Source organism: Paenibacillus sp. OK003 (assembly GCF_900109515.1).
Lineage (GTDB): Bacteria > Bacillota > Bacilli > Paenibacillales > Paenibacillaceae > Paenibacillus > Paenibacillus marchantiae.
In genome coordinates this window covers 143,325-169,390 of record NZ_FOBD01000003.1, presented here as the reverse complement: position 1 = coordinate 169,390, position 26,066 = coordinate 143,325, and the positions used below count along the sequence as shown (strand labels likewise).

At 42.5% G+C, this 26,066-nt stretch carries 22 protein-coding genes and 1 pseudogene; 4 read left to right on the top strand and 19 right to left on the bottom strand.

Annotated elements, in window-relative coordinates:
- Positions 1-5 precede the first annotated feature (5 nt).
- From BMW94_RS05665 to BMW94_RS05655, 3 genes are all read right to left on the bottom strand, one after another.
- Positions 6-761, bottom strand: coding sequence for a class I SAM-dependent methyltransferase (locus BMW94_RS05665; protein WP_090995561.1), 756 nt, complete (start codon positions 759-761; stop codon positions 6-8).
- A 20-nt stretch (positions 762-781) separates the two neighbouring features.
- A complete protein-coding gene (locus tag BMW94_RS05660) occupies positions 782-3,067 on the bottom strand; it encodes a preprotein translocase subunit SecA (RefSeq protein WP_090995558.1) in 2,286 nt (761 codons plus the stop codon).
- Between the two features lie 183 nt (positions 3,068-3,250).
- On the bottom strand, positions 3,251-5,551 hold the full coding sequence (locus BMW94_RS05655) for a stalk domain-containing protein (RefSeq protein WP_090995555.1): 2,301 nt from the start codon (positions 5,549-5,551) through the stop codon (positions 3,251-3,253).
- A 299-nt stretch (positions 5,552-5,850) separates the two neighbouring features.
- On the opposite strand from BMW94_RS05655, the gene BMW94_RS05650 reads away from it, so the two are divergent.
- Positions 5,851-6,462 (top strand): CPBP family intramembrane glutamic endopeptidase, encoded by a 612-nt coding sequence (locus tag BMW94_RS05650; protein WP_090995552.1) that lies wholly within the window; start codon positions 5,851-5,853, stop codon positions 6,460-6,462.
- 22 nt (positions 6,463-6,484) lie between these two features.
- A complete protein-coding gene (locus BMW94_RS05645) occupies positions 6,485-6,730 on the top strand; it encodes a MerR family transcriptional regulator (RefSeq protein ID WP_090995548.1) in 246 nt (81 codons plus the stop codon).
- A gap of 73 nt (positions 6,731-6,803) precedes the next feature.
- Here BMW94_RS05645 and BMW94_RS05640 read toward each other — a convergent pair whose 3' ends face one another.
- From BMW94_RS05640 to BMW94_RS05625, 4 genes are all read right to left on the bottom strand, one after another.
- Positions 6,804-8,102 carry an NCS2 family permease gene (locus tag BMW94_RS05640; RefSeq protein WP_090995543.1) on the bottom strand — a complete coding sequence of 433 codons (1,299 nt, stop codon included), beginning with the start codon at positions 8,100-8,102 and terminating at the stop codon, positions 6,804-6,806.
- Positions 8,103-8,546: 444 nt separating this feature from the next.
- On the bottom strand, positions 8,547-9,347 hold the full coding sequence (locus BMW94_RS05635; protein WP_090995540.1) for a GNAT family N-acetyltransferase: 801 nt from the start codon (positions 9,345-9,347) through the stop codon (positions 8,547-8,549).
- Between the two features lie 411 nt (positions 9,348-9,758).
- Positions 9,759-11,060 carry a sensor histidine kinase gene (locus tag BMW94_RS05630; RefSeq protein WP_217648176.1) on the bottom strand — a complete coding sequence of 434 codons (1,302 nt, stop codon included), beginning with the start codon at positions 11,058-11,060 and terminating at the stop codon, positions 9,759-9,761.
- The gene (locus BMW94_RS05625) at positions 11,035-11,733 is read right to left on the bottom strand and encodes a response regulator transcription factor (protein ID WP_090996267.1); all 699 of its coding nucleotides are present in this window, start codon (positions 11,731-11,733) and stop codon (positions 11,035-11,037) included. Before BMW94_RS05625 ends, BMW94_RS05630 begins: the two co-directional genes overlap by 26 nt.
- A 305-nt stretch (positions 11,734-12,038) precedes the next feature.
- Between BMW94_RS05625 and BMW94_RS05620 the strand changes: the two genes are divergently transcribed.
- Positions 12,039-12,518 (top strand): class I SAM-dependent methyltransferase, encoded by a 480-nt coding sequence (locus BMW94_RS05620; protein ID WP_090995537.1) that lies wholly within the window; start codon positions 12,039-12,041, stop codon positions 12,516-12,518.
- Here BMW94_RS05620 and BMW94_RS05615 read toward each other — a convergent pair.
- From BMW94_RS05615 to BMW94_RS05575, 10 genes and pseudogenes are all read right to left on the bottom strand, one after another.
- Positions 12,515-13,552: a branched-chain amino acid aminotransferase gene (locus BMW94_RS05615; RefSeq protein WP_090995534.1), complete on the bottom strand. Its 1,038-nt coding sequence runs from the start codon at positions 13,550-13,552 to the stop codon at positions 12,515-12,517. The two genes, BMW94_RS05620 and BMW94_RS05615, sit on opposite strands and share 4 nt — an antisense overlap.
- A 543-nt stretch (positions 13,553-14,095) precedes the next feature.
- Entirely contained in the window at positions 14,096-14,584 is a 489-nt protein-coding gene (locus BMW94_RS05610) for an NUDIX hydrolase (protein ID WP_090995531.1), read from the bottom strand.
- Positions 14,585-14,917: 333 nt separating this feature from the next.
- The gene (locus BMW94_RS05605) at positions 14,918-16,099 is read right to left on the bottom strand and encodes a NupC/NupG family nucleoside CNT transporter (RefSeq protein ID WP_090995528.1); all 1,182 of its coding nucleotides are present in this window, start codon (positions 16,097-16,099) and stop codon (positions 14,918-14,920) included.
- A 43-nt stretch (positions 16,100-16,142) separates the two neighbouring features.
- A pseudogene (locus BMW94_RS31235) lies at positions 16,143-16,667 on the bottom strand (purine/pyrimidine permease); the annotation flags it as partial.
- A gap of 4 nt (positions 16,668-16,671) precedes the next feature.
- Positions 16,672-17,379, bottom strand: coding sequence for a purine-nucleoside phosphorylase (deoD, locus tag BMW94_RS05600; RefSeq protein WP_090995525.1), 708 nt, complete (start codon positions 17,377-17,379; stop codon positions 16,672-16,674).
- A 159-nt stretch (positions 17,380-17,538) separates the two neighbouring features.
- Positions 17,539-18,975: an AcpB/EbpR/MafR family transcriptional regulator gene (locus BMW94_RS05595; protein ID WP_090995522.1), complete on the bottom strand. Its 1,437-nt coding sequence runs from the start codon at positions 18,973-18,975 to the stop codon at positions 17,539-17,541.
- A 241-nt stretch (positions 18,976-19,216) separates the two neighbouring features.
- Positions 19,217-20,212: a tyrosine-protein phosphatase gene (locus tag BMW94_RS05590; RefSeq protein ID WP_090995519.1), complete on the bottom strand. Its 996-nt coding sequence runs from the start codon at positions 20,210-20,212 to the stop codon at positions 19,217-19,219.
- 44 nt (positions 20,213-20,256) lie between these two features.
- Positions 20,257-21,096 carry a phosphonate ABC transporter, permease protein PhnE gene (gene phnE / locus BMW94_RS05585; RefSeq protein ID WP_090995516.1) on the bottom strand — a complete coding sequence of 280 codons (840 nt, stop codon included), beginning with the start codon at positions 21,094-21,096 and terminating at the stop codon, positions 20,257-20,259.
- Entirely contained in the window at positions 21,093-21,500 is a 408-nt protein-coding gene (locus BMW94_RS05580; RefSeq protein WP_302847993.1) for an ABC transporter permease subunit, read from the bottom strand. Before BMW94_RS05580 ends, phnE begins: the two co-directional genes overlap by 4 nt.
- A 337-nt stretch (positions 21,501-21,837) precedes the next feature.
- On the bottom strand, positions 21,838-22,266 hold the full coding sequence (locus BMW94_RS05575) for a MarR family winged helix-turn-helix transcriptional regulator (RefSeq protein ID WP_090995513.1): 429 nt from the start codon (positions 22,264-22,266) through the stop codon (positions 21,838-21,840).
- A 156-nt stretch (positions 22,267-22,422) separates the two neighbouring features.
- On the opposite strand from BMW94_RS05575, the gene BMW94_RS05570 reads away from it, so the two are divergent.
- Positions 22,423-23,733, top strand: coding sequence for an amidohydrolase family protein (locus tag BMW94_RS05570; RefSeq protein WP_090995508.1), 1,311 nt, complete (start codon positions 22,423-22,425; stop codon positions 23,731-23,733).
- Between the two features lie 199 nt (positions 23,734-23,932).
- Here the strand turns inward: BMW94_RS05570 and BMW94_RS05565 are convergent, their stop codons facing one another.
- Positions 23,933-24,919 carry a glycoside hydrolase family 43 protein gene (locus BMW94_RS05565; RefSeq protein WP_090995505.1) on the bottom strand — a complete coding sequence of 329 codons (987 nt, stop codon included), beginning with the start codon at positions 24,917-24,919 and terminating at the stop codon, positions 23,933-23,935.
- 84 nt (positions 24,920-25,003) lie between these two features.
- Complete coding sequence (locus tag BMW94_RS05560) at positions 25,004-26,026, bottom strand: endo-1,4-beta-xylanase (RefSeq protein WP_090995503.1); 1,023 nt, start codon at positions 26,024-26,026, stop codon at positions 25,004-25,006.
- Between the last annotated feature and the right edge of the window lie 40 nt (positions 26,027-26,066).

Here is a 26,066-nt window from a genome sequence, read left to right as displayed (position 1 = left end):
TTGATCTATACTTCTCCCCAAAAAATCTCAGTTTCATAATCGAATTCAACAATACCATCCTGATTATTTTTATCAAATAGATTCCGCAGTTCTGTCATCATAGGATCGTAATTTGCATGCCCGGGTACAGGGCTGTAAGAAGATGATAACAACCGGCCTTTCAAACCCTCGAAATCGAACTCCTGACTCATTCTGAATCGCATTTCATGCATTGAACCTTCCTTGAAAAAAGAGAGCAGCATCGTCTGAGAAATATTTTTATGATTGACTTTTTCATAGTCGGTTCCAAATGTATGAAGCAGTTGATTGTACTCTTCACGAAACGGAGTACCGTTTGTAAGACGAGAATTCCAGATGAGTATTACTCTCCCACCTGGCCGTAAAATTCTGCGAAACTCGATTTGGGCTGCGGAGCGATCGAACCAGTGAAATGCCTGAGCGCAGACAATAAAATCAACCGACTGATCAGGTAACCCAGTAGATTCTGCAGAACCTGATGTACTTTGAAATTTCGGATTACTTTCTAACGTTTGCTCGGCGGCTTCCCGCATTGCCTGATTTGGCTCGACCGCGATTACATAGCTTCCGCGTTCCAGAAGTAGCTTTGAGATGATCCCAGTACCTGAACCAATGTCTGCTATATTACTGTTCACGCGTAAACCAACGACGTCGTACAAATGGTCAATTGCCTCTTTGGGATAACTCGGGCGGTATTTTAAATATGAATCGACCCGACTCGAAAATCGTTCTCTATTGTTCATCGATCGTCACGCTCCCATCACTATTTTGACATCCTATATACTGGCCTCAGTAGCAGCTTCAAAATCTTACTGCCCCAAAAAGCAAATACCGTCGTTCCGGTCCATGAGCTGCGCTTATCTTGGCTGTATTGATCGTTGATCATATAAGTCCGAGTCGAAATAGGACTCTTCAGACCGAACTCTTCCCATTTCACCGGATCATTCGAACCTCCAAGTTTTCTAATCATATTCTCCGACTCATGATCTATTTTAGCTGGGATTTGCTCGAATGCTTGGGTAATTTGCGTATGAAACTCGTCCATCGGGTTACGACTGGTAATGCTTTCGAGATGGATGCTTTCACGAATGTAAGAAACGTATGCCAGATGGTCAGCCCAGAACTCGTCGATATAAAAAAGCCGTACCCGCTGCTCTGAAGGACTCATCTTCCTCTCGCCTTTCAATATTTCGAGCCGCTCTTCGTATAGAATTCGCCGCTGATCCTCCACCATATCCGAATAACCGTTCAATTCCCGCTGAATATCGAAGTTTTGACCTATAATCACGCGCTGAATATGCTCGATTTTGCTGCGGATCGCCGCATCCTCAAGAACCTCGTCCTGCCTGGGAGCGCGAAACAGTCTATGAATGCCGAAACGAAGCATCAACTCGTCTTCCAGGCTTATATAGAATACGGAAGCTCCCGGATCACCTTGGCGGCCGGAACGCCCGCGCAACTGGTTGTCAATCCGCATGCTCTCGTTCACATATGTACCTATCACGTATAATCCGCCCAGCTTGGCGACCACTTCTGCCTGCGCTGGGTTGCCGCCGCCGAGACGAATGTCGACGCCGCGTCCTGCCATATTGGTAGATACCGTTACGGCCCCGATTTCTCCCGCTTTGGCGATGATCTCGGCTTCTTTCGCATCGTTTTTCGCATTCAGAACCTGGCAAGGTACGCCGGCAATCGCAAGCGCCTCCGCCAGCATGTCAGACTCCTCGACGCTTGACGTACCAATAAGAATGGGGCGTCCCACCCTATGGACGGAAGAGATTTCTTGTACAAGCGCCTTATATTTGCCTTCTTTATGGGTGTAAATTCGGTGCTGGTGGTCGATCCGTATATTTGGCTGGTTCGGCGGAATTTGCACGACCTGCAGCGCATAGATATCTTCAAATTCCATTGCTGAAGCGAGCGCCGTAGCCGTCATCCCGCAAATTCCTGAATACAGACTAATGAAATGTTGAATAGTGATCGTACCGAGAATTCTACCACCGGCCTTCCACTGCAACCCTTCTTTCGCCACCAGCGCAGCTTGCAGCCCGTCCGGCAAATACCTGTTCTCAGCCACACGGCCGGTATGTTCTTCGATTAACTCAATTTCACCATCCCGGAAGATGTAATCGACGTCTTTTTTTAATAACGCTTCCACATGCAGCGCACAATTCAATGAAGTTAACAAATGACTATTATGGCTATCGTACAAATTGCCGCATCCCAGCAGCAACTCCGCTTTCGCAGCACCCGCATCATTCAAGTAAACGTTCCGCTGGAACTCGTCAAAATCGTAATGCTCTGCTGGCTGAAGCTGCCGGGCCACTTCTGCGAAAAGAATACCGTCATTCTTGGAAGCGCTCGAATCGCCACTAATGACTAGCGGCACCCGCGCTTCATCAAGAAGCAATGAATCCGCTTCGTCGACGATGACGTAGTGGAAAGGACGGTGTACGGTATCAGCTTCATTTAATGCTATTGTGTCACGCAAATAATCGAACCCTGCTTCTTTAGCCGTAACATAGGTTATATCCTTGGCGTACGCTTCCCGTTTCTCCAACAGGCTCATGCCCGCTTGAACCGAGCTTACCGTTAATCCGAGGAAGCGGTAGATCGGACCCATCCACTCCGCATCTCGATTTGCCAAGTAGTCGTTAAAAGTGAGTACATGAACGCCTTCGCCTGTCAACGCGTTGAGATAAGCAGGCATAACAGCAGAGAGTGTTTTTCCTTCACCGGTATGCTGCTCGATCAAAAATCTCTCGTGCAAAGCGATAGCAGCCATAATCTGGACATCGTAAGGCTGTAATCCGAGTGTTCTCTTCGCAGCCTCGCAGACTAACGCATAAGCATCAACAAGCAGCTCATCCAAATGCGTGCCTGATCGTGCTTCTTCTTGCAGCCGAAGGGATTCCACTTGTAGACGCTGATCTTCCCAAGCTTCCAAATTCCGTTTCCTGATAAGCTCCACTTTGTCTCGATAATCTTTCAACAAACGCCGGGTATCGCGCTCCTTGAATTCACGTATCAACTTGACGACTACATTCATCGGAATTTGATTCCTCCTCAGTAGAAATAAGCGGTTCTATAGTGGCTTTTTAAGCAGCATCCATTCCGTATATCCTCATATCCCCAGTGAAAAGAAAAGACTCCTTATGGAGTCCTTCACTTCGATAGTTAATACGCCAACCCAATCATTCATTCCCGCTCTAGCTTATGAGAGACAACTTCATCACTTCTCCGATGGGAGCGGTGTAAAGAGTAGATTAACCGGCAGGTTGCTTCCTGGCGCGGCAGAGAAAAGAATCGTTACGCTCTCTCCATATGCCCCTGTGCGGTAAAGAACGCTTTGTTCACTTGAATTGCTAACAGCAACGTTACCATCGGCAATGGATACAACCTGATTGTTCACTAGAGCCACTCCTGAGTATTTCCCTCCACGAGGGTTAAATGAGATTAACGTACGCGGAGCCACATTATTCAGCGTGATTTTGTACAATACGCCAAAATTACCCGCGTTGGATGCGTCTGTGTAAGCCATTGGATCTGTTCCAACCAGATTGGGATCGCTTGCGTTATCACCCAGTGGCAGACGAGCAGGTTTGACTCCCACTAGCTGATCATACGTAATGATACGAGTCGCATTCGGGTACGTTCCACGGTTGTGCACACCGTCACGATCAAGCACAGGTAGCATCGGCAAAGTCTCGAACGGATCTTTATTTTCTTCGACGAGGATAACGTTATAGTCCAGGGAATAATCACTATAAGCATCCGAATAGAGTGAGATCACTTGTCCTTCTTTCATCGGAATTTTATTTAGCTCGGTCAAAATCAGTTTGCTTTCTCCAGGTTGAATAACCTCTTTCTTCTGATCGGCTCCGGTCTGAATCGATTTGAACCATTTATCAATCGACAATTTCCCAGCTACGGTAGCATATGGAGTAGGTCCTGCAAAGCCCATATTTTGTTGTTCGAATACTGCCGGATTGGGGTTGTTATTGGTTGCAATCACATACATTTTTACTCTTTTGCCTGTATTGTTCACGTGATGAATCATGAAACGGGTCTGCCCCGAAGATGATTCTTTATACACGATGCCTTCCGTATTAACCGTTTCCGGACTGTTGCTGCGGATCAACAGACTTGGCTCATCCTTGTACGTATAAGGCACTTTTTCCATCGAAGTTACTTCGCCACCGTTAAAAGTGAATTTCTGCCCTACCGGTATGAAGAGTAAATTGAAATCGGAAAATGAATATAATGTCTCATTGGTTATGGTTATAACTTTGGAGTACGTGTTCGTCGCGCCGTGATTGTCAGTAACAGTGAGTGTCACCGTTTTGGGACCGGGTTCAAAGAAGGCCAGCGAGTTGTTTTCCCATACCGTTTTATCAATACTGTTTTCATCATCTGTACTTTGGTCGATGTATGTTATTTTTTCACCCATTTTATATTGTTCCTTGTCTGTGGTGAACATGGCAACAGGAGGAAGATTAGGACTCAAAACTTGAATCGTCATCGAATAGGGATCGCTCCATTGACCGTTGGAATCCTGTACTTGATATGAAATCGTATATGTACCCGCTTGATCAAACGAATCCTGACGACCTGTCCAGCGTTCGTCCAGGATATCCAGACCATTTGGAGAACTGGAAGAAGTCACATAGTCCACTTTATCGCCCGCAAAAATTTCCTTTTGTGTAATCACAAAGCTTGCAACGGGTTTAGTATTGAGATTCAGCACAACCGTTTTAGCCGACTGATTCACTTTATAGGTGATATTCAGAGCTTGAGTAATGGAAGTTAACGGCACCATGAACGTATTTTTTTGCTGATAAGCAGGGCCCTTCATCGTTCTGGACTCCCCATTTACGGTATAATCCTTGCTGTTGGTTTTGAATCGGAGCTCATTATCACCACTGATAATGATCGTTTCCTTGGTTTTGTTATCGTATTTGACCCCGTATCCCACACGGTCCACCAGTGCACGGATCGCAACATAGGATACGCCGTTTTTTACAGTCATTGGCTGGCCAGCAAGATACGTTTTCCCATCCTGCTCCATTTTGTTGCTATTCATGTACAACGTCAGATTTCCGCCTGCTGCTACCGCAGTATTTCCACCAATGGATGGTTGCTCTATTTGAGCAGGTGTAGCTGGTGTTTCAACATCCTCCGGAGTTCCCTCTTGAGTTACAGGTTTCGTACTCGTTTCATTTGTAGTCGTCTCTCCCCCATCTGTGGCGGGTTTTTCGATATCTGTTTTAGGTGTTGCCTCAGTACCTGCTAAAGTTCCGGTTTCTTTTCCTTTAGTGGACGGAGTAGTGCTGGATGCGTTACTGCTACCCGTTTTCACTTCACTCTCTGCAATCGGTTGCTCTTTCTTCAGCACCTCAACCGATTCTACTTTGGCTGTATTTACTGACACGGTGTCATCCTGCGGTGCTGATTGCGCATTCACAGAACCGACTGCAAATGCTTGAAAAACGGCTAAAGCGGTAAAAATGGACAATTTCTTCTTCATATTCATGCGCTGTCTTTGGCTCCTTCTGCTTCCAAGTAATTGTTATCCTCTCAAAAACTCATATTATTAGACGCTAGATTCAGGAAAAAGTTTCTAGTAAACTTGTAAATTATGGATCAAGTTCAGCTTGGTATTTATTCATTCCGATGCTGAGTGAATTTTTTTACAACTATTCCGTGATGAGACAACGTTTCTCTCCTCCATTTGGGACAGGAACTTTGTTTTTTTTAAACAAAAATCAATTGTTGCGGGGGACGCTACGTCACAATCTATAATGAAAAAACAGATAAAAGGAGTGTTTAATTATGACTGAAACCACGGGACAGGAACAGTACAAATTACTGTCGAGAGCATCACTCACACTAATTTCATTTCTTTTTATCGGATCGGTTTTTATTTGGATATTCAAACAGGGAGATATGTTACCATTTATAGCTGACTTATTTATACCAAACGAGATTAGTGTTTTATCCGCAGTACTCATTGGTCTTATTTCTAGTTTCGTTATAACAGCTATTGCTCTAGTTGCATTCATCAAAACAAGAACAGAACTCCCCAAAACCGAAGGATCAGATCTGATTAAAAAAATAATGATCCAACCAAGTGGTATAGCTTTATCTGCAATAGGTGGTGGTGTATTTGAAGAATTCTTTTATAGAGGTGTCCTGATCGGATTATGTATTGGATACTCTATAATAGTAGATTGGCTCGTTATCATAATAAGCACTTTTCTATTTTGGGTAATACATGTTCCCCAATATAAAGGAGCCACCGGGATCCTTACTGGTGTGTTTGTAAATGGTTTGATTTTTGCACTACTCTTTTATTTTACCGGGTCGTTAATCCCGTCAATGCTTGCCCATGGGATTTATAATATCTCTATTGGAATTATTCTGGCGAAAAAATACAAGAAATGATTTTTGAAAAGAGGAACTTTGGATGAGATTAACGGCAAGTAAATTTGCAAAGCTGGCAGATACGATGGCTCGTACATTACGACATTATCGACAACTTGGAATATTAGTGCCCCCACATAAAAATGAAAAAAATCATTATATATATGTGAATGCGGATTTTAAAAGGCTTCATGAAATCCAACTATTGTTGCCTAAGCATACTATGGAATTTTTAAAAGAAGCATTTGAAGTATTAAATTCGAAGAATAATTCTTCTCTACAGGATTGAAAGGAAGGTTTCATATAAAAAAGGAGAGCTGCCTTTAAATAAGCAGTTCTCCTTTGTGGGATTAAACCGTTTCTTAGTGGTCCAGGAATACAAGCTGGATGAAGAACAATACCGCAAAAATGTAGAATATCGGATGAACATCCTTGCCCTTTCCGCGAAGCAGCTTGAGTACCGGATAGAAAATGAAGCCTACGCCGATGCCTGTCGCAATACTGTGCGTCAACGGAGTAAGTATGATAATCAGGAAGGCAGGAAATGTTTCTTCGAGATCCTTCCAATTGATTTTGCTGATTACGCTAATCATAAAGTAACCCACAATAATCAGTGCCGGAGAAGTGATCGCCGGGATACCTGATATGACGCTTACGATCGGTGTAAAGAACAACGTAAGAGCAAGCAGCACACTCACCGTGACCGCCGTCAGTCCTGTTCTTCCTCCTGCAGCCACCCCTGTGCTGGACTCGATATAAGCCGATGTTGGGCTCGTTCCAAGCAAAGCGCCAGTGGTAGTCCCTACAGCATCTGCCAATAGGGCGCCCCGTGAGCGCGGAAATTTACCTTCCTTCAGCAGTCCTGCTTGTTCAGCAACGCCGAGCATGGTCCCCGTCGTATCAAACAGCGTGATCAACAGGAACGTAAATATGATGGTATACAGGCCATTAGAGAATACGCCTGCCAAATCCAGTTGGAAAGCCGTTGACGTGAGGCCTTGCGGCAAGGATACAATCGACTCCGGCATTTGAAATAGTCCCATGATCCAGGCAAGAAACGCTGTGATCACCATTCCGATGAACAGATAACCTTTTACATTGTAAGCCATAAGCACAACCGTGATAATTAATCCGATAATGGTCAGGTAAGTCATAGGCTCTGCCAAGTTGCCGATCGTAATCAAATTGGATTCTGAATCAGCAATGATCCCTGAATTTTGCAGCCCAACCGTAGTAATAAACAATCCAATCCCTGCTGTTATCGCGTGCTTAAGACTCGCAGGAATGGCATCAAGCAGCATGTAACGAAATGAAGTTAGCGATAAAATAATAAACAAAAGCCCTGCTATAAATACGGCTCCTAGTGCAACCTGCCAAGACACGCCATATCCGGCAACTACACTATAAGCAAAGAATGCATTTAGACCCATGCCAGGCGCTATGACAATCGGATAATTGGACCCAATTCCCATAATCAGCGTCGCCACAATACTCGCCAACACCGTAGCAATGAATACTCCGTTAAAGTCCATCCCCGTGCTGCTGAGTATTCCTGGGTTTACGATAACTATGTATACCATTGTGAAGAAAGTCGTAATCCCTGCGATGATCTCCGTTGATACGGTCGTACCTCTTTCTTTTAGTTTGAACCAATTGTCCATGATTAAAGCCAGCCTCCAACCTTCAAATTATTCACCAAAGCTAAAAACAAAAAAATCCTAATCATCGTAATAGGATTGTAATATTACCGCTCCTATATTCGTCATTAGGATTAAAAAGCTAAGATTCTAAACCAATGATAAGGATACTCATATCTGCTTTACCCTGATGCCCTTACGAATTTTAATAAATAAAATACTCATTGTCAACGAATTAACGTAATGTTCACAGTTATTCGCGAACTATATAGAGATAATGTTAAGTATTCATTCGTTTTTGTGGAATAAGTTACACTGAATTCAATTCCCAATTCGCATGTATTTGCTTACATGTTTTTAATTACGGCGATTAAAGAAAGCGCCGATATACGGCAAAAGAAGCCCATTCCTTTAAATACTTATACCGATAAAATAAAAAAGCCGCTAAAATAGCGACTATAATTAGGACTATATTTTTGTCGTGGATAAAGTAAAATTCACAATAGAAAGTTCCATTGTTGTTTGATACCCTAAGCCTTCATATAAGCGAACAGCTGGCAAGTTATTTGCCAATACGCCCAGATAGACATCTGGTGACCGTTTTTTACCGAGGTGTGTCAATTCACTTGTTAGGCGTTTAGCTAATCCTCGTCCTCTGTAATCTAACCTGGTAACAATGTTCCCAAGCTCTACTAGCTGAGAGTCATAAAAATGGTAGCCGCCCACAGCTATGAAATCTTCCCCTTCCCTTATTCTAATAAAAGGATAATCATCCAACTCACTCCTTGTGAAAAACCTCATTTCCCCACTATGTAAAAAATCAATTACCTTAGAATATTCATTTTCATTTATCTTGTTTGCAATGTTAGATTCAAGGAGTTTCGATTCATCCTGATGTTTCATCGTTAGAAAACGTTGAGGAATTCCTTTGATGAGACCGAAGGATTGAAAAAGTTCAAGGTCCTGTTTACAGAGTATCGTGCCACATACAGCATTTTCGTCAAGTTGGATATTTTCTCTTGTAAAAGCAATGAGTTCTGGAAAAAAGATATCACGATCTTCAACTCGGAAGAAAGAAAATGCAGGAAAGGATAGTTCGCTAAAATAAGCTAATACGGCTGTAAGTTGACTATTCTTAAATTGACCAACATATTGAGCCTTATCCTTACGTTGCGTTAAATAACTATAAAAAAGCAAATTCTGTTCTGTATTAATGTGGGGCAATAATTCAAGAATTGTATCGTGAGTAAGCAATTGATGCGAAACCATTTTAACACCTCGCAAACTATAATTTCTATTCTATTTTTTATATTTTTTTCTCTCAACAAATACCCAGATATAGTACGTCAACCAAAATACAATAGGAACTAAGAATACATAAGCTCTCTGATTTACTGGAAGAAAATACATTATAAACAGTCCAATTATTAACATCGGTGGCATCAGGATAAAGTACTTTTTCTTATCTATGTTCATCCCTCCATTTGTTCAATATTCATAATTATAACATTCACGGTTCAACCCCTTAATATTGGACACTAGCTAGCATCATCACTCGCTAAGAACAACGTAAGCAGCTTGATGACCAAGCTGCGTGCAAAAAATTGGACACAGGTCGTTGCCTGTGCTTTTCGTTGGGGGTTATTGAGTTAGTAACTTTGAATTTAGCTTATTTTTCTTTCAGCGCTTTTTGGGTAAATGCACAATAACGTTGAATTGATCGCCGTGAATCTCGACTTTGATCTGCCCTCCGTGCAACTCAACGATGCTTTTTACAATAGCCAGCCCTAGTCCCGAGCCCTCTGTCTGGCGGGATTCGTCGGCTCTTTTGAAACGTTCGAACAGTTCTTCCGCATCAAAATCAATCTCATAGGCAGAGGTATTTTGAATTTTAAATCTTACCAGATCATCAGTCTCGTCCAAGTAAATATAGATGCGGGTTCCTGGAAGCGAATATTTCTGCGCGTTGCTAATTAGATTTTCAAATACACGCCATATCTTATTACCATCCAAATACGCATGAATCGGGAACTTGGCAATCCTCTCCCGTATTTCGAGCGACGCTTGTCCCATATGGGTGTTGGATTCTGCTATCGCTTGTGTCAATAACGTTGCCACATCGACGTGCTCTATATCCAGCTCTATTGTACCGCTGGCCATCTTAGAAATATCGAACAGATCTTCGATTAACAGTTTCAGTCGAAGCGACTTGCGCTCCAGCGTTTCAATGTAGCCTAGGATTGTTTCCGAAGAATGATTTTCTTTTTTTAATAAATCGACATAGTTGATAATCGAAGTAAGCGGAGTCTTCAGATCATGCGATACATTGGTAATCAGTTCAGTTTTTAACCGCTCGCTTTTCATTTGATGTTCCAACGCGCTTTGATACCCGGCTTTCATATTGTTAATATAACCAGCAAGTTCAGATAGGGAATCGTTGCCGACATCTTGAATTGAATTTTGAATATTCCCTTCGGCAATCTCTTTACTTCCATTGATGATGGCGATGAAACGTCTAAGCTTGGAGAGCATATAAGGAACCACAAACAGCACAAATAGCACCAAATAAAGGATGAGCCATCCCTCTCCATAATATGTGACTGCCTCCCACAAACAAATGCCGGCTAATGCAATCAGCAGAAACATAATAATCAGGCCAAACGTTAGTCTCCTGCTTTGCAGACTGGCTCTAAAGCCGCTTCTCCAAATATGAAAATAATCTATCAGCACACTGCCGTTCCAGAAGGAACGTTTATTATGAGGTGCCTTATAATAACGAAACAGTCTGGCTAACAACAAGCCCAAGACAATAATGGAAAGCAGTCCCAAAATAAAACGTGAAGTTGAAAATCTCAGACCCACCCCCAAGTATGAATACTCGTTAATAAGTAAGAAAATCCCTAAAATAACTGCGATGACGAGGACAAGAGGGTCGATTCCAATTGTTCGATCTGCTTTACTTTTTCTCGATTTTGTATCCAATTCCCCATACCACCTTCAAATATTTTGGGTCTTTAGGATTGATCTCAATTTTTTCACGAATGTTTCTCACATGTACGGCAACCGTATTCTCTGAAGCAAATACCGGTTCATTCCACACGCGCTCATAAATCTCTTCAATCGAGAAAACTCGGCCCTTGTTCTCCATTAACAGCTCCAAAATTTTGTATTCCTTCGCGGTCAGTCTAACGTCCTCTCCATCCACCTCAACAGTCTTCGAGCTTTTGTTCAGCACGAGTCCTTTTACTTGAATGATCTCTTCCCCGATGGAGTGAAAGGAACCCAAATTCGTAAACCTGCGTAGCTGAGATCGGACTCTAGCGACCAATTCCAAGGGGTTAAACGGTTTCGTTATATAATCGTCGGCTCCAACGTTGAGTCCCAAAATTTTGTCACTATCCTCCGATTTGGCGGAAAGCATAATGATCGGTATATTTTTATCTTCACGAATTTTGAAAGTCGTCTTGATTCCATCAAGCTGCGGCATCATGAGGTCCATGATAATAAGATGAATCGTTTCTTGTTCAAGGATCTCCGATGCCTCCACTCCGTTAGAGGCCGTAAACACATCTACATCATTGCTTTTTAAGTAAATAACGAGAGCTTCTCGAATTTCCGGTTCATCGTCTGCAACAAGAATATTATTGATCTCCATATTTCTCACCTTCATCGCGTAATTGCTCCTACAACTCTACAATACTTTCTGCAGACGCACCAGATACGTAGAGCGAATACATTTTTCCATTTTCGTTTCATTAGACCATCATACACAATCTAAATGAAAAATCTCTGGTATAAAAACGAAGGAATTTATGAAGTTTTAATACATCTTTAGATAGTAATTGAGACCTTAATGAATCTCATGGCCAATGTTTATCCAACATGGTCATGCGGTTTACTTTTTTTTGCTTTAGGCAATTTCTTTGGAACCCCAATCTTATCCATGCTGGAGGATATAAAATGAAATCAAATGATAGTCTGCTATTTTTAAGAAGTTTTGTGAAGAGCCCCAAAATTGTAGGGAGTATTGTTCCGAGTTCGCGTTTTTTGGCCAAGACGATGGTTAAACAAGCAATTTGGCAAGAAGCTACGGCAGTTGCTGAACTTGGGGCAGGGACTGGCGCCATTACCCGGTACATTCAAAAAAATGCACATGAAAACACAAAAGTTATGTTATTTGAAATGGATCAGACGATGAGAAGCATGTTACAAAATGAATATCCAAATTTCACTTCACACCCAAACGCTGCGACTTTACTGAATACAATGAAGAACGAAGGCATACATGAGCTCGACTATATTTTTAGTGGTTTACCTTTTTTTAATTTTGAGCGTACATTAAGAGACACTTTAATCGAACAGATCTACCATGCTTTAAAACCTGGAGGACAGTTTATTGCTTTTCAATATTCTCTACAAATGAAAAAAGCGGGGCATTAAGCCCCGCCAATAGTAATGTTTGTAATCCAGCCTTCAGGCGCTGGGAGAACTCCCATCTGGATACCAGTAAGAGTTTCTAGCAGTTTCTTTGAAATAGGTCCCATTTCTGACATACCACTTGGGAAATATATTTCTTTACCATGGTCATCTATTTTACCCACAGGAGAAATAACAGCTGCAGTTCCACATAAACCACATTCTGCAAAATCTTTTACCTCTTCGAAAAGAACTTCCCTTTCCTCAACTTCAAGGCCGAGATATTTCTCAGCAACGACCATTAAAGATCTTCTGGTGATGGATGGAAGAATACTTTCTGACTTAGGTGTAACAACTTTATTGTCTTTGGTTATAAAGATAAAATTGGCCCCGCCTGTTTCTTCAACCTTGGTTCTGGTTGCAGCATCCAAAAACATATTTTCATCAAATCCATTTTTTTGGGCTGTCCTTAGCGCATGAAGACTCATGGCATAATTCAATCCTGCTTTGATATGTCCTGTACCATAAGGCGCAGCACGATCATAATCACTAACACAGAGGGTAAGGGGCTTGGCTCCTCCTTTAAAATAAGGGCCTACTGGTGTAGTAAATACTCTAAACTGATACTCTTCAGAAGGTTTAATCCCAATAACAGGACCACTTCCGAATAGAGTAGGTCGTATGTATAGAGTAGCACCAGAGCCATACGGTGGTACATATGATGCATTTGCTTTGACTGTCTCGACAATAGCATCTATAAACCTATCCTTTGGGAAGGGTTGCATATGAAGTCTTATAGCGGAATCCTCCATGCGCTGTGCATTTAAATCGGGACGAAAAATAGCAATTTGTCCGTCTTGGGTCGTATAGGCTTTTAAACCTTCAAAGCATGTCTGCGCATATTGTAGAACACCTGCCGATTCGTTGAGCACTACATTGGTATCCTCTGTTAAAAATCCATCATCCCATTTTCCATCTATAAAATTTGACACATATCGTTTCTCCGTCTTTCTGTAGTTGAATCCGAGGTTACTCCAGTCCAAGTTTTGCTTTTCCATTTTGTCACCATACCTTTATATTATCGAATAATGTAATCACTTCTCAATTCATAATAAATTCAAAATAATATTAAGTATAGAGCAGTTTTATAAAAATCGTTAAAAAAATTACAGTTTGCTCACCAAATGTCCTTTATTTCGAACATTCATAGATAAAATAGTTTTTCTATCTATTTTACCAGCATCAATAAAATAAATTCAAACAATTCCAAAACGAACCTTACCGCCATATTTATCTGCAATGAGCAGCATTTCGTAAAACAGGTGTCTAACAAGAATTCATCTTATTGTAAAATGCATTTATGAACTGTATATGAATCGTTTTGCACCTAGCCTGCCCAGAGCCATATTCTATAATCCCCTCAGGTATTTTTATCGGAATTGCAGATAATTTCATTAACATCTCCTAATCGAAATTTCTTCTCAGGAGGTATCCTGTGCTGTCTTGTTCTTAGTTTGGAGCAAGAACTTGGTCCTACAAAAAAAAGCCGCTATTATAGCGACTTGGGTTGGAGCTATGTTCTTGTTCGATCCTTTGTAAAATTAAACACGCTTTTGAAGCTTGACATCACACTCTGACATAGTCCCAGTGACATATTCGAAATAATTCACAGAGCCATTAAAGTTCAAATAAGCTTCAAAACGCATGCGGATGGCGGGTAATGTAATCCATTCCAGAACATTTCCCTTGGGAACCCACCTACATTCGCTCGTTTCATCAGAAGTCGCTAACTCTCCACCTACAGCTTTGCATACGAAATCAAACATAACCTTCGTAGGAACATCAGTCACACCGTCATACCACTTATGTATCGCTGTATTCGAAACAACACTAATTAAATGGCTAACCTCGGCGTCAATTCCACTTTCCTCTTTAATTTCACGAATCACACCATCAATCAGATTTTCTCCAACTTCAGTTATCCCACCAGGATACACCCAACCATCATCATGGGCTTTTACTAATAGGATATTTCCATTTCCATCTTCAACAATTCCACCTGATGAGACAATATGTGTCGGGAACGCCATTTTACAGCCTCCAATTTCAGTTTTACAGCCTCCAATTTCAGTAAATATGTATATTTATTCCACACAATTCTTGAATTGTCCTGCTTTGATATACAGATTTAAAAGTGGTTTAAAATCAGCTTAATGTATATTTGTAAAAATGTACTATATCAATGGAAGGGAGGTCTATATGTGGAAAATGATAAATTTTATCTTATGAGCAAACAGACGGAAAAAAAGCCGCTAACATTAGCGACTTTCAATGTGACAATTTTTATGTCCCTCTGACATCAACTGTCTTTTTGGAACAGCTCCATTTCGAGTTCAATGGGATTCAAAATAGAAATGATGCAACTAAAATATAATTCCGATAATTATAGCGGATAAAACGCTTACAAGTGTTGCGCCATATAACAGCTTCAATCCAAAGCGAGCAACAATATTCCCCTGTTTTTCATTCAGCCCTTTTACCGCACCCACGATAGTACCAATGGACCCAAAGTTAGCAAATGAGATTAGAAAAACGGAAACAATGGCTGTAGTACGCCCACTTAAACCGTCTTGAATCTTAACAAAGTCAAGCATCGCAACAAATTCATTCGCAACCAGCTTCGTTGCCATGATACTCCCCGCATGAACCGCTTCACTCCACGGCACTCCGATCATAAAGGCAATTGGTGCGAAGATATACCCTAGAACTCCTTGAAACGAGATACCAAATATGCCGCTGAAGACTCCGTTAATTAAAGCGATGATTCCAACAAAACCAACTAACATTACCCCAACTACAATGGCTACTTTAAATCCATCCATAATATATTCGCCCAGCATTTCAAAAAACGTTTGTTTGCCCTCTTCCCGAACTTCAACAATATCTTCTTCAGCTGTAACTTCATACGGATTAATGATGGATGTAATGATAAAGCCGCCAAATAGGTTTAAAATTAATGCAGCTACTACATATTTAGGTTCCAGCATCGTCATATATGAACCAACAATGGACATCGATACCGTCGACATTGCAGATGCACATAATGTATACAAGCGATGTTTTGGCAATAATCCAAGCTGATTTTTCACAGAAATAAATACTTCATTCTGTCCTACAATTGCGGCTGCAACCGCATTATAAGATTCCAATTTCCCCATGCCATTTACTTTACTTAGCACCAGACCAATATACTTGATAATGAACGGCAATATTTTGTAATGTTGCAGGATTCCTATTAATGCGGACATGAAAACAATTGGCATCAACACAAACAGGAAAAAGGTATGAGCTCCTTCATTGGCAATCCCACCAAAAACAAAGTTCGTTCCTTCGTTGGCATATCCAAGTAATTTCGAAAAACTATCGGCAAACCCTTTAATTAAGAATTCGCCTAAACTCGTTTTTAGTATAATTAAGCCTAAACCTAACTGAATAACAATCATTATGATGATTGGACGATATTTGATTTTCCGCTTATTATTACTCGCAAGCCAGGCCAACAATAGAACAATAACCAGACCAACAACAGAAATTAGATAATGCATAATTAACCCTCCAAATTATCGATACATTTTTTTGGAATCCTCATATCGATTTGCATCTTTCCACATTAACCCTTGTTCCAAAATAATCGCCAATAGACTGCCGCAAGGCAGTTGTGACTGTCCTGCTATCAAATCTTGGACTTCCAATAGGAAATAGTTTTGGCAGTTTAAATAGTGTATCCGCCGGTGAAATCACCGGCATCTTGTCGCATATGATAAACAATAAGCAGCCTATCGATATACTGATTATTACTGAAAATTGGCGCAGCAAAACAAAGCGACTGTTCCCTAACCCAAAGGTAATGCAAATCACAATCACACTCAGCACGAACACTTTAACATCTAACTAGGTGTGGCTTGACGTGATCCCCATCATACCTTTCATAAAAGAACCGCTTAATTGAAAGATCAATAAGAGCAAATATAAAAAGGTGACCGTTGGCGTAAATGGTGAAAATGCTCCACCATAACCCTGCTGGACCTTCATGAATAGGGAATTTATGGCCGATGAAGCCTTGATAAAATCCAGCTATTCCTAAAGTGATTAGTGTGCTCTGGATGAGTCCAGAAGCCTAGCTTTCAATGGCTGTGTTAAGAGCGATTTCGACCATTTCATAAAATGATTGTTCACTTTCTTGATGAGTTAAGTGCTCCTGTGTTAACAGTTGACTGCCTACTGTCAAAATGGATAGCGCTTTCACACCATATTTAGCGGCTAACGTATATAGGGCTGTGCTTTCCATTTCTACCCCTAATACACCAAAATCCATAAACTTGTGAAGTCGATCTAAGCTCTCACGATAGAATTCATCGGAGTTATAGATATTGCCGACAATGACATTTACTTGTTTAGCTTGTGCTTGTTGATACGCTTTCATTAACAATGAGAAATCTGCTGTAGGTGCATAATTACAGCCATGGAAGATCTTATCCGTCATATTACTATCCGAAGACACGGATTGGGCTATTATAATATCGCGGATATTAATGTTTTTCTGCATCGCGCCACATGTACCAATACGAATCAATTTCTTCACTTCATAATCGACAATCAATTCCGTTGCATAGATGCTCATCGATGGATTTCCCATCCCTGTCCCCTGAACTGATACCCGTATCCCCTTGTATAATCCAGTGTACCCATACATGCCTCTTACTTCGTTATAACAATTGGCCTCATCTAAAAAGTGTTCTGCTACAAATTTTGCACGTAAAGGATCTCCCGGAAGCAAAACGATGTCCGCTATGTCTCCTTTTTTTGCGCCTAAATGCCTACTCATATTTCTGCCTCCCACTCTCAATGTTGAACTCAGGCTTACCGAAATCTCTTCCGCTTGCCTTCAAGAAAATCTGTTCGGAAAGTACATTGAGCATAAGATTTTTCAGCATAACAAACTAGACCAAAATCTTACGGAGGATACGGGAAATAATTGATCAAATTATAAAAGCAGTTCTTTACGAATATTGTCCAGATCTCTTTTAGACGGGATCGTAGAGATAATAATAACAGGCACGGTCTGCAATGTTACCGGGATATTACTAATGACAAAATCAATCTGATGTTTCTGCATCATTTCGTCGGAGAGCCCTTTCATTATGGAAGTATTGATAATCAGCTGATCCCCAATTTCCTTCTTGATCAAATCCGCTATGTAATGACGAATTGAAAATTCTTCTCCAATTACCAAGAAGGCCCTTTTCCTTTTATAACGTAAACTGGAACGAACAATTAAGGTTAGCTTGGTTAAATGAAAATGATTGTATAAGACGGCAGGATAAGCTTTACTCCACGTTTGCATGCAGGTTTGCAGTTCTTGATAAAGCTGCTGGCATTCCTTTTGAACATAAGCCGTTAAATTACTTTGTGAAATCATCATCCATTCAGGAATTGCATTATCGATTAATAACTTGTCAAAGAATGCGTAAATCTCCAATACAAATCGTTCTTCCATCTCCAAGTTGGGATATACGTTAGCCAGTAGTTTTAGAAGCTGATTCCCCATTTGATATTCTTCTTTGTCTTTATGCAATTCGACTTCTTTCATCGGCGTAATTTCTGATCCTTCGTAATAATGATATTGGCTGAGACTAACCTGGGATTGTATAAAGCAAATCTCACTATTAGGAAAATGAATGGAAAACTTCTCTTCAAGACTCTTTGCAAGGGTCTTCACAGGCATATAAAACATCCCCTTTTCCCAGGGGTAACCACTTCCGTCGATTTTTACGCACTTCCCTTTAGCGACTCTTTCCACAACAATGGCCAACAAAAAGGATAATCTCCGTTTGGAATTGATAAAATACACAATATTTTTCTCATTCTCTGTATTTGTGATTAACTGATTGATATATGCAAAATCGACATTCGCAAAGGGCCATCCTGTGAACTCATACGCATCACCATATAACTTCCAATAGAAATATCGAATATTCATTTCATTCCCTTTGATCATCGGGGTTGAATATGTAATGCGTAACTTATACGCTTTGAGATCATTATTATTTAATTGCACGATCAGTTTCTTCAATGACGAGGTACTCATAAACATGACTCCGGCAAGCTCCTCCACGGACAGTCGATCCACATTCGTGAACAAAACATTCATCAGTCGATAAAAGACGGTTTGTCTGAACATCGAAGAAATCACTTCACTCATCGTCTCACTTCGTCCATCTCGCCGAAGAACGATTCCCTTTCCTCTAGAAACTTCTATGGTTACCGTAGGGGGTAATTGCTTGCTGATTTCCTCAACCATCTTACGTATGGTTTTATCGGAGATACCTAAACTTTTTTCAACTTCGGCTAAGGTAAACCATCTTTGTTCCGTATCAAGCAGCGTTAATAGTTGATTAGCTAATGTAAATCCTTTATCCATGTTCCCACCCTGTTTCAATTTAATTGGATTGTCATCATGTTTTTTTGATAAAGAAAAGTCGATTCCTCCATAAGGAAAGAATCGGCTTTTTAATGTGTTTAAATACGATCTATGATAAACCAGTGTGAATAAGCTTAAACTATCCCACTCGTTAGTTCAATCCAACAGTAGCAGACTTCCCCCCCTTCTCGGTAAGAAGGGGAAAAGTCTGCTACTGGTATGCATAGCGTTAAATCTACTATCAAACTAAATATCTATTTTGAAGCGTAGTTCTTTCTTGCTCCGTGATGCCAAGTCCCTCGTGAAGATATTTTTCGAAAGAACCATAGTTCTCATCAATAGCTTCAAGTGCAGCCTGTATAAAGGCTGCTTTCATCATATCCGGAATATTGCCCTCTAATTCAGGTATCTGGTCCATGTACACTTTGTTAGTATCCGACAGGAAGCGCTGCATAAGCCCGTCCACCGCCAGATTCGTTAGCTCGTAGTCTTCAATAACTACCTCCCGAGGTACGCCCAAGGTGAGAAGGATAACTGCACATACTACACCTGTCCGATCTTTACCTGCGGCGCAGTGGAACAAGGAGGTGCTGCGGCCTTCTTTTAATAGCTCCTGAAGGATAAGCGAACATTTTTCCGTATTTAAAATCATAGCTTTATAGCCTACGTTTAAGTCAAACGCAATCTTTTGCATTTCTTCTGGGTTTGCTTCTGCCATAAAAGGAATGTTCGAGTTCATTGCTTTTCCGATTACAGGGCTTGGACGACTCGCCACTTCGAATTCGCTTCGCAGATCACAAATCCAATCTATGCCGAGAGCTTCAGCAGTCTGAAGATCCTGGTCACTGAGCTCATGCAGATCAGCAGAACGCAGCAGCATGCCCCATCGGGTCGTTCGTCCATCTTCTGTGTGATATCCGCCCATATCACGAAAATTAATAATGCCATCCGTATAAATCATACGATCTTGTATCGTGGACACAGAACCGTCCTTGAACTTCACGTGGTAATAGCTGCGGCCAAGCGACAGTGTTCTTGTAAAAGTTGCTCCAATGGGCTCGATATGTACCTCCAGCAGCGTACTGCTGAGTTCATCGAATTCCGGCTGATTGGAATGGTAGATCGCCTCTGCTTTTACATTCTCTGCTGTATTCCAAGCAAGGGTAATTACGTTATTGTCACTGTATTTTGCCTGTACTAGTGGACCTTGTAAAAGTGGTTTAGATGTTGACATCATATTTCCTCCTCGTAGAGCTTTCGCTTCTGTGATGATATTTCAACTTAGTTCTGTCGTATTTTGAGTTTCATTTTATAGCGGTTTGCCACGAATTCAACACTGAACACCATAACAAAAACGACCAAGCCCACAAACAAAGCGGCTGCGAAATTGTATGATTTCATCGCATGAGTCATTTCATATCCGATACCGCCCGCACCAACTGCGCCTAGAATAGTAGATTCAGCGATACCTCCTTCCAGCTGCAGCACACACCAGGCAATGAAAGCTGTTTTTACTGTAGGTAAAATGCCTTGCATGACAATTTGCAGCCAGCTCGCACCAGTAGACTGCATAGCTTCGAGCACGCCTTTGTCCATTTCTTCAAGGGACTGGGCAAACACCTTAACAAGCATGCCTGATGCAGAAACGGCAATTGCAAGAACACCGGGAAGCGGTCCAAGACCGACGGACACGATAAATATAAGGGCCCACACGATCGTAGGAATCGCCCGAAGCAGAGATGCAGTGCTTAGGATGATCCAGGCGATCATTGGATGTGGCGTCAAATTGCTCGCAGCTAAAAAGGACAGAAAGAATGCGACGACAATCCCCAGCACCGATCCGATAATGGCGACTTGCAACGATTCTATGGCAGCAAGCAAAACATGGCGCCAAGCCGAGACACCCGGAGGAAACATGGTACCCATGTAACCGCCAAGCTTCGTAAAGCCTTGTGCGATTTTGGAATAGTCGAAATGAAGCTGAACAAGACTGAACACAAACAGAACGGCGATAAGCGGGAGCCCCATCGTAACCAACTTGTTTTTTTTCGGCTTAGGCGGTTCTGCCATTGAAGTGAGCACAGTAAAGGACGGTTTAAAATCATTCATTTGCGTACTCATATAATTCGCTCCCTTACGCGATTGGTGATCATTTCAACAATGAGGACGATAACGAGCACGAGTAGAACCGCCATGCTTGCTTCTTGGTACTGGAACAATTTCAATTTCGATTGCAAAATAAATCCGAGACCTCCGCCTCCAACCATTCCGACAATCGTAGAGGCGCGTACGTTGATTTCAAAGTTGTATAGGCTCCAGCCGATAAATCCGGGTAAAAATTGAGGAACTACAGCTTGAGACAACACTTGAAAATAACTCCCGCCAGCTGCCCGAACGGCTTCCACCTGCCCCATGTCAATCTCTTCAAGCACCTCAGCAAAGGAACGAGTCAGCATACCGATCGAGATTAGAATCAGAGACATCGTGCCGACAACTGCACCCAATCCGAATGCTGCCACCAGAATCAGGATTATGACTCCGCCCAGGAAGTTGCGCTATCGCTCACACGTCTGTCCAGAGAACGAATGCTCACAACTGGTCATTTTTAATAGGTGTGGGAGACATGCAGAAGAGGCCAAGATGACATTTTATGGTAAACCACAATGTCATCTTGGCCCCTTTTCATTTTTTGCATGCAGTAACGAGCTTTCACTAAGGCTGAGTTTAGTCCGACCCAATCCGATCCAATCAATCTGGGGTAACTTTGTCGGTCGTGGGATCAATAGGCGGATAATCATTTCATTGACGATAACCAGAGACGGTTGTTGGAGCGCAATACAAGCGAATTAAATATCGCCTTCTTTATATCGTCTCATTAATTTTGATCAATAATTTCTTTAATACTTGCCTCTCTTCGTCGGTAAGGACTTGAACGATTTCTTCCTCCACCTTTTGGAAAGAGTCTTGGAAGTCTTCAATCAGTTCAACCGCTTTTGGCAGTACGTATATGTTTTTTTGTCGTTCATTATTGGCAGGGATTTTACGCTCGATTAACCCTTTTTGCTCTAGAGCTTGAAGCATACTTGTAATGCTGGGCCGACTTAGATGAAACCGATCTGCGAGATCCATTTGAATAATATGACTATTTTGGTTTTCGTAAATATAATCGATTACTTTCCCTTGTTGAGCGTTTAAGCCCAGCACTTTTATACTCTCGTCCGCTCTTTTCTTTAACTTAAGACCGATAATCTGAAATAAATCCAGATAAGGTGTTTCCTTTCGGGATTTCATAATCGTCCCCCCAGTGATTGTTAGAAATCTAATTGTAAGTAATAAACTATACAACGTTCCTATTGGCTTGTCAAAAAAACATTATCTTGTTGACAGTTAGAAAACTAACAGTTATTATTCGAATTGTTCACAAACAAACACTTGGGAGGGTTTCAAATGGAGAAGGTAACTCAAAATGCTGCGTTAGAACAAGTTACGGCGATTACAAATGTACGTATCTTTGATGGAGAGCAAATCATTGCGCCCAGACATGTCGTCATTAAAGGGGAGTCTATCGTTTCAGTCGGTGGAGACCTTCCGGATGATGCAACGATTATCGATGGAGAAAATGCGACTTTAATGCCTGGTCTGATTGATGCACATGTCCACACTTCCATCGGCGGTTTACGAGATGCTCTAAAATTCGGCGTTACCACTGAACTCGAAATGAACGGTGATTTTACTAAACGAGGGCGCGAAATTCAGTTAAAAAACGTGAACGACATCGCAGATGTCCGTTCTGCTGGCACAGCGATCACCGCTCCGGGCGGACATCCGGATGAATTGCTTCCGGATGGAGATGAAATACCTGAATTCGTATTAAAGGAACTAGAGAAGTTATCGGAGGAAGATCGCGAAGCAATGTTAGCCGCATACGCTCACGATCACGATGAAATACCGCAAGTGACAACAGTCGAAGAAGCGATTAAACATGTGCATACCCAAGTAGAGAATGGGGCCGACTATATTAAGATCATGATTGAAGAAGGAACGGTCATGGGTGCACCTGGCCTGCCTGTATTAAGCGATGAGATTCTAAAAACAGCCGTGACAGAAGCCCACAAGTTCGAGAAGCTGGTTATCGCCCACGTCTTGACGGCCCTTTCATCACAACAAGCCATTGATTTTGGGGTCGACGGTTTGGGCCATTTGTTTATCGACAGACCCGAGTACACCTCCGAGTTAGTGAAATCCATAGCTGGTTCAGGCGCTTTTGTTACACCGTGCTTGGTGTTGAATTCATCGATTATCGGAAATCCGGCATCCGAATTGGCCAATGATCCCCGTGTTCATTCCAAATTAAGCCCAGACTGGATCGATATTTTGAACTCAAGCTTCAATACGTTCCCGCAGAGCAATATGGAGAACAGCTTTAAGAATGTGATGGACCTTCACCGAGCCGGTGTTGATATTCTGGTAGGGACGGATGTCGCGCCAGTTCCCGTTCCAAACCTTGGCGGCCTTGCTCATGGGGCAAGTGTCCACCACGAAATGCAGCTGCTGGTCAAGGCTGGGTTCACTCCGATCGAAGCTCTTCAGTCGGCCACTTCGAAACCGGCCCGTTGCTTTGGCCTTCACGATCGCGGCCGTATTACCGAAGGTGCGCGTGCTGATCTTATTCTCGTAGACGGTGATCCAACCACTGATATTTCGGATACCTTGTCGATCAAATCCGTGTGGTTTAATGGTTCGCAGCAACCAGGTTAATCTGATTCAACCTCCTCGCATAATGAAAACTAAAACTCCGTGCTTGTGCACGGAGTTTTAGTTGCTTTTAATTGATTTTAGAATTTTTCCTGATTATAGCTGAAATGCACGATATAATATCACTTCTGTTTCAGCACGGATCTACGGTTACAGGGAAAAGGATAAGGGATACGGGTTACCGTTCCTATTCACAGCCATTTCACTTCTCTGGATATGGTTCAATCATGCGAATGGTGCCGTCCGGGTTGTACGTCAACTCGGCAAATTTGACGCAGCGCTTGTAATCGACGCCGCCGGAAAGGGAACAATCGTGATAGAACAAATACCACTTCTCCCGGAATTGTACAATTGAATGATGCGTTGTCCAGCCCATGACCGGAGGCAAGATCGTACCTTGGAACGTAAACGGTCCCATAGGATTGTCACCCATGGCGTACACCAGCTTGTGCGTCGTTCCTGTGGAGTAAGACAGATAATATTTCCCGTTATACTTGTGCATCCATGGTCCTTCAAAATATCTGCGATCCTCGTCCCCTGCGGTCAGCGGCTTTCCTTCCTGATCCACGATGGATATCTCCAACGCCTCCGACGCCATTGAGAGCATATCTTCACTCAGCTTCGCAACTCTCGGTCCGATCGCCGGAGCATCTGGAGCAGGTCCTTCCGCATGTTCGATGTAGCTTCCAGTCTGATATTTCTCCAACTGTCCACCCCACAACCCGCCAAAGAACATATAAGCCTGCTCATCTTCGTCCACGAACACAGCGGGATCAATGCTGAAACTGCCCTGCATATATTGCTCTTCCGGCTTGAATGGTCCTGCCGGAGAAGAAGACGTAGCCACGCCAATGCGGAAAATGCCATCATGGTCCCGAGCCGGGAAAAACAAATAATAGGTGCCTTTTCTATACGCAGCATCCGGGGCCCACATCTGACTGGACGCCCAAGGGACATCCTTCACATGCAATGCTTCGCCATGATCCGTCACGGGTGAATCTGTGTCCGCCATAGACAGCACATGATAATCCTCCATCTTGTACTGATCTCCATTGTCATTCACCGGACCGTCGTGATCCAGATCATGGGATGGATAAATATAAATGCGATCCTCGAACACATGCGCTGAAGGATCAGCAGTAAACATATGCTTAACTAAAGGTTGATGCGGTTTAGGCAATTCGGACATACAAATAGCTCCTTCCAAAAAGATATGCAACCTCGGACATCTCTTCGAGACTGCTAGGGGTTAAACGATATTGATCCGTTCATCTCACTTGGGTAGAGCAATTCGCGCAACACGTTGGTAGGCTTCCTTGGGACGATGCAGCTCATCGAACAGGAATGGCCAGTTTTTCCGCCCTCGGACAGGGAAATGGTCGAGCCATGTGTAGTCATCGGCAGCCCCCCAGAAGGTCACGGCGCTAATATGTTCCTTATATTCGTGGAGAAGGCGGAAGATAGATTCGTATCGCTCAGCTTGCAATTCCAGCATTTCTTGCGATGGCTGAACGAGATCTGTACGCCTGTCCTCAAAGCGAAATACCGATACATCCAGTTCGGTGAGCTGAAGCTGCAGGCCAAGCTGCGCATACCGCTCAATCGCGGCGCGCATATCATCCAGGGACGGATCATACAGATTCCAGTGTGCCTGCAAACCGACACCATGAATCGGCACGCCTTGATCGAGTAATGAACGAACAAGCCGATAGATGCGTTCCCGCTTATGCGGATCGGATTCGTTATAATCGTTATAGAATAAAAGCGCCTGCGGATCTGCTTCATGGGCGAATTCGAACGCTTTCGCAATAAAATCCTCTCCGGCGATATCCAGCCATTTGGATGGGCGCAGGAATGCGTTTTCGTCATCCGCATCATCGGATATAACCTCGTTTACAACATCCCAAGCATAGATAACGTCCTTATATCTGCCAACGACGGTCTGAATGTGCGCCTTCAATCGCTCCAGCAATACACTTCGTTCCACCTGTCCCCCAGTTTCATTCTCGAACAGCCAATTCGGAGTCTGGTTATGCCAGACCAGCGTGTGACCGCGCAGCGCCATGCCCTGCTCTCTGGCAAAAGAAGCGATGACATCCGCATCCTCAAACGTATACTTTTCCTGCTCTGGATGCACACTGGAGAATTTCATTTCATTTTCTGCCGTCAGGCTGTTGAAGTGATAGGCAAGCAATGAACGCTGGCTTTCAATTGTCTTCGGATTCACTGCTGCTCCAATGTGGAACGCATCCTTGTATAATTCCTTCAGTGGTGCCTCTTCTCGAAACGTACCCATGATTTCCCTCCTCTGAATTGCCTTTTTCGCATCGTTTATT

Excerpts from the sequence above, each read along its gene's own strand:
- BMW94_RS05665 (WP_090995561.1), bottom strand. The coding sequence starts at position 761 with ATGAACAATAGAGAACGATTTTCGAGTCGGGTCGATTCATATTTAAAA.
- BMW94_RS05660 (WP_090995558.1), bottom strand. The coding sequence starts at position 3,067 with ATGAATGTAGTCGTCAAGTTGATACGTGAATTCAAGGAGCGCGATACC.
- BMW94_RS05655 (WP_090995555.1), bottom strand. The coding sequence starts at position 5,551 with ATGAATATGAAGAAGAAATTGTCCATTTTTACCGCTTTAGCCGTTTTT.
- BMW94_RS05650 (WP_090995552.1), top strand. The coding sequence starts at position 5,851 with ATGACTGAAACCACGGGACAGGAACAGTACAAATTACTGTCGAGAGCA.
- BMW94_RS05645 (WP_090995548.1), top strand. The coding sequence starts at position 6,485 with ATGAGATTAACGGCAAGTAAATTTGCAAAGCTGGCAGATACGATGGCT.
- BMW94_RS05640 (WP_090995543.1), bottom strand. The coding sequence starts at position 8,102 with ATGGACAATTGGTTCAAACTAAAAGAAAGAGGTACGACCGTATCAACG.
- BMW94_RS05635 (WP_090995540.1), bottom strand. The coding sequence starts at position 9,347 with ATGGTTTCGCATCAATTGCTTACTCACGATACAATTCTTGAATTATTG.
- BMW94_RS05625 (WP_090996267.1), bottom strand. The coding sequence starts at position 11,733 with ATGGAGATCAATAATATTCTTGTTGCAGACGATGAACCGGAAATTCGA.
- BMW94_RS05620 (WP_090995537.1), top strand. The coding sequence starts at position 12,039 with ATGAAATCAAATGATAGTCTGCTATTTTTAAGAAGTTTTGTGAAGAGC.
- BMW94_RS05615 (WP_090995534.1), bottom strand. The coding sequence starts at position 13,552 with ATGGAAAAGCAAAACTTGGACTGGAGTAACCTCGGATTCAACTACAGA.
- BMW94_RS05610 (WP_090995531.1), bottom strand. The coding sequence starts at position 14,584 with ATGGCGTTCCCGACACATATTGTCTCATCAGGTGGAATTGTTGAAGAT.
- BMW94_RS05605 (WP_090995528.1), bottom strand. The coding sequence starts at position 16,099 with ATGCATTATCTAATTTCTGTTGTTGGTCTGGTTATTGTTCTATTGTTG.
- deoD (WP_090995525.1), bottom strand. The coding sequence starts at position 17,379 with ATGAGTAGGCATTTAGGCGCAAAAAAAGGAGACATAGCGGACATCGTT.
- BMW94_RS05595 (WP_090995522.1), bottom strand. The coding sequence starts at position 18,975 with ATGGATAAAGGATTTACATTAGCTAATCAACTATTAACGCTGCTTGAT.
- BMW94_RS05590 (WP_090995519.1), bottom strand. The coding sequence starts at position 20,212 with ATGATGTCAACATCTAAACCACTTTTACAAGGTCCACTAGTACAGGCA.
- phnE (WP_090995516.1), bottom strand. The coding sequence starts at position 21,096 with ATGAGTACGCAAATGAATGATTTTAAACCGTCCTTTACTGTGCTCACT.
- BMW94_RS05575 (WP_090995513.1), bottom strand. The coding sequence starts at position 22,266 with ATGAAATCCCGAAAGGAAACACCTTATCTGGATTTATTTCAGATTATC.
- BMW94_RS05570 (WP_090995508.1), top strand. The coding sequence starts at position 22,423 with ATGGAGAAGGTAACTCAAAATGCTGCGTTAGAACAAGTTACGGCGATT.
- BMW94_RS05565 (WP_090995505.1), bottom strand. The coding sequence starts at position 24,919 with ATGTCCGAATTGCCTAAACCGCATCAACCTTTAGTTAAGCATATGTTT.
- BMW94_RS05560 (WP_090995503.1), bottom strand. The coding sequence starts at position 26,026 with ATGGGTACGTTTCGAGAAGAGGCACCACTGAAGGAATTATACAAGGAT.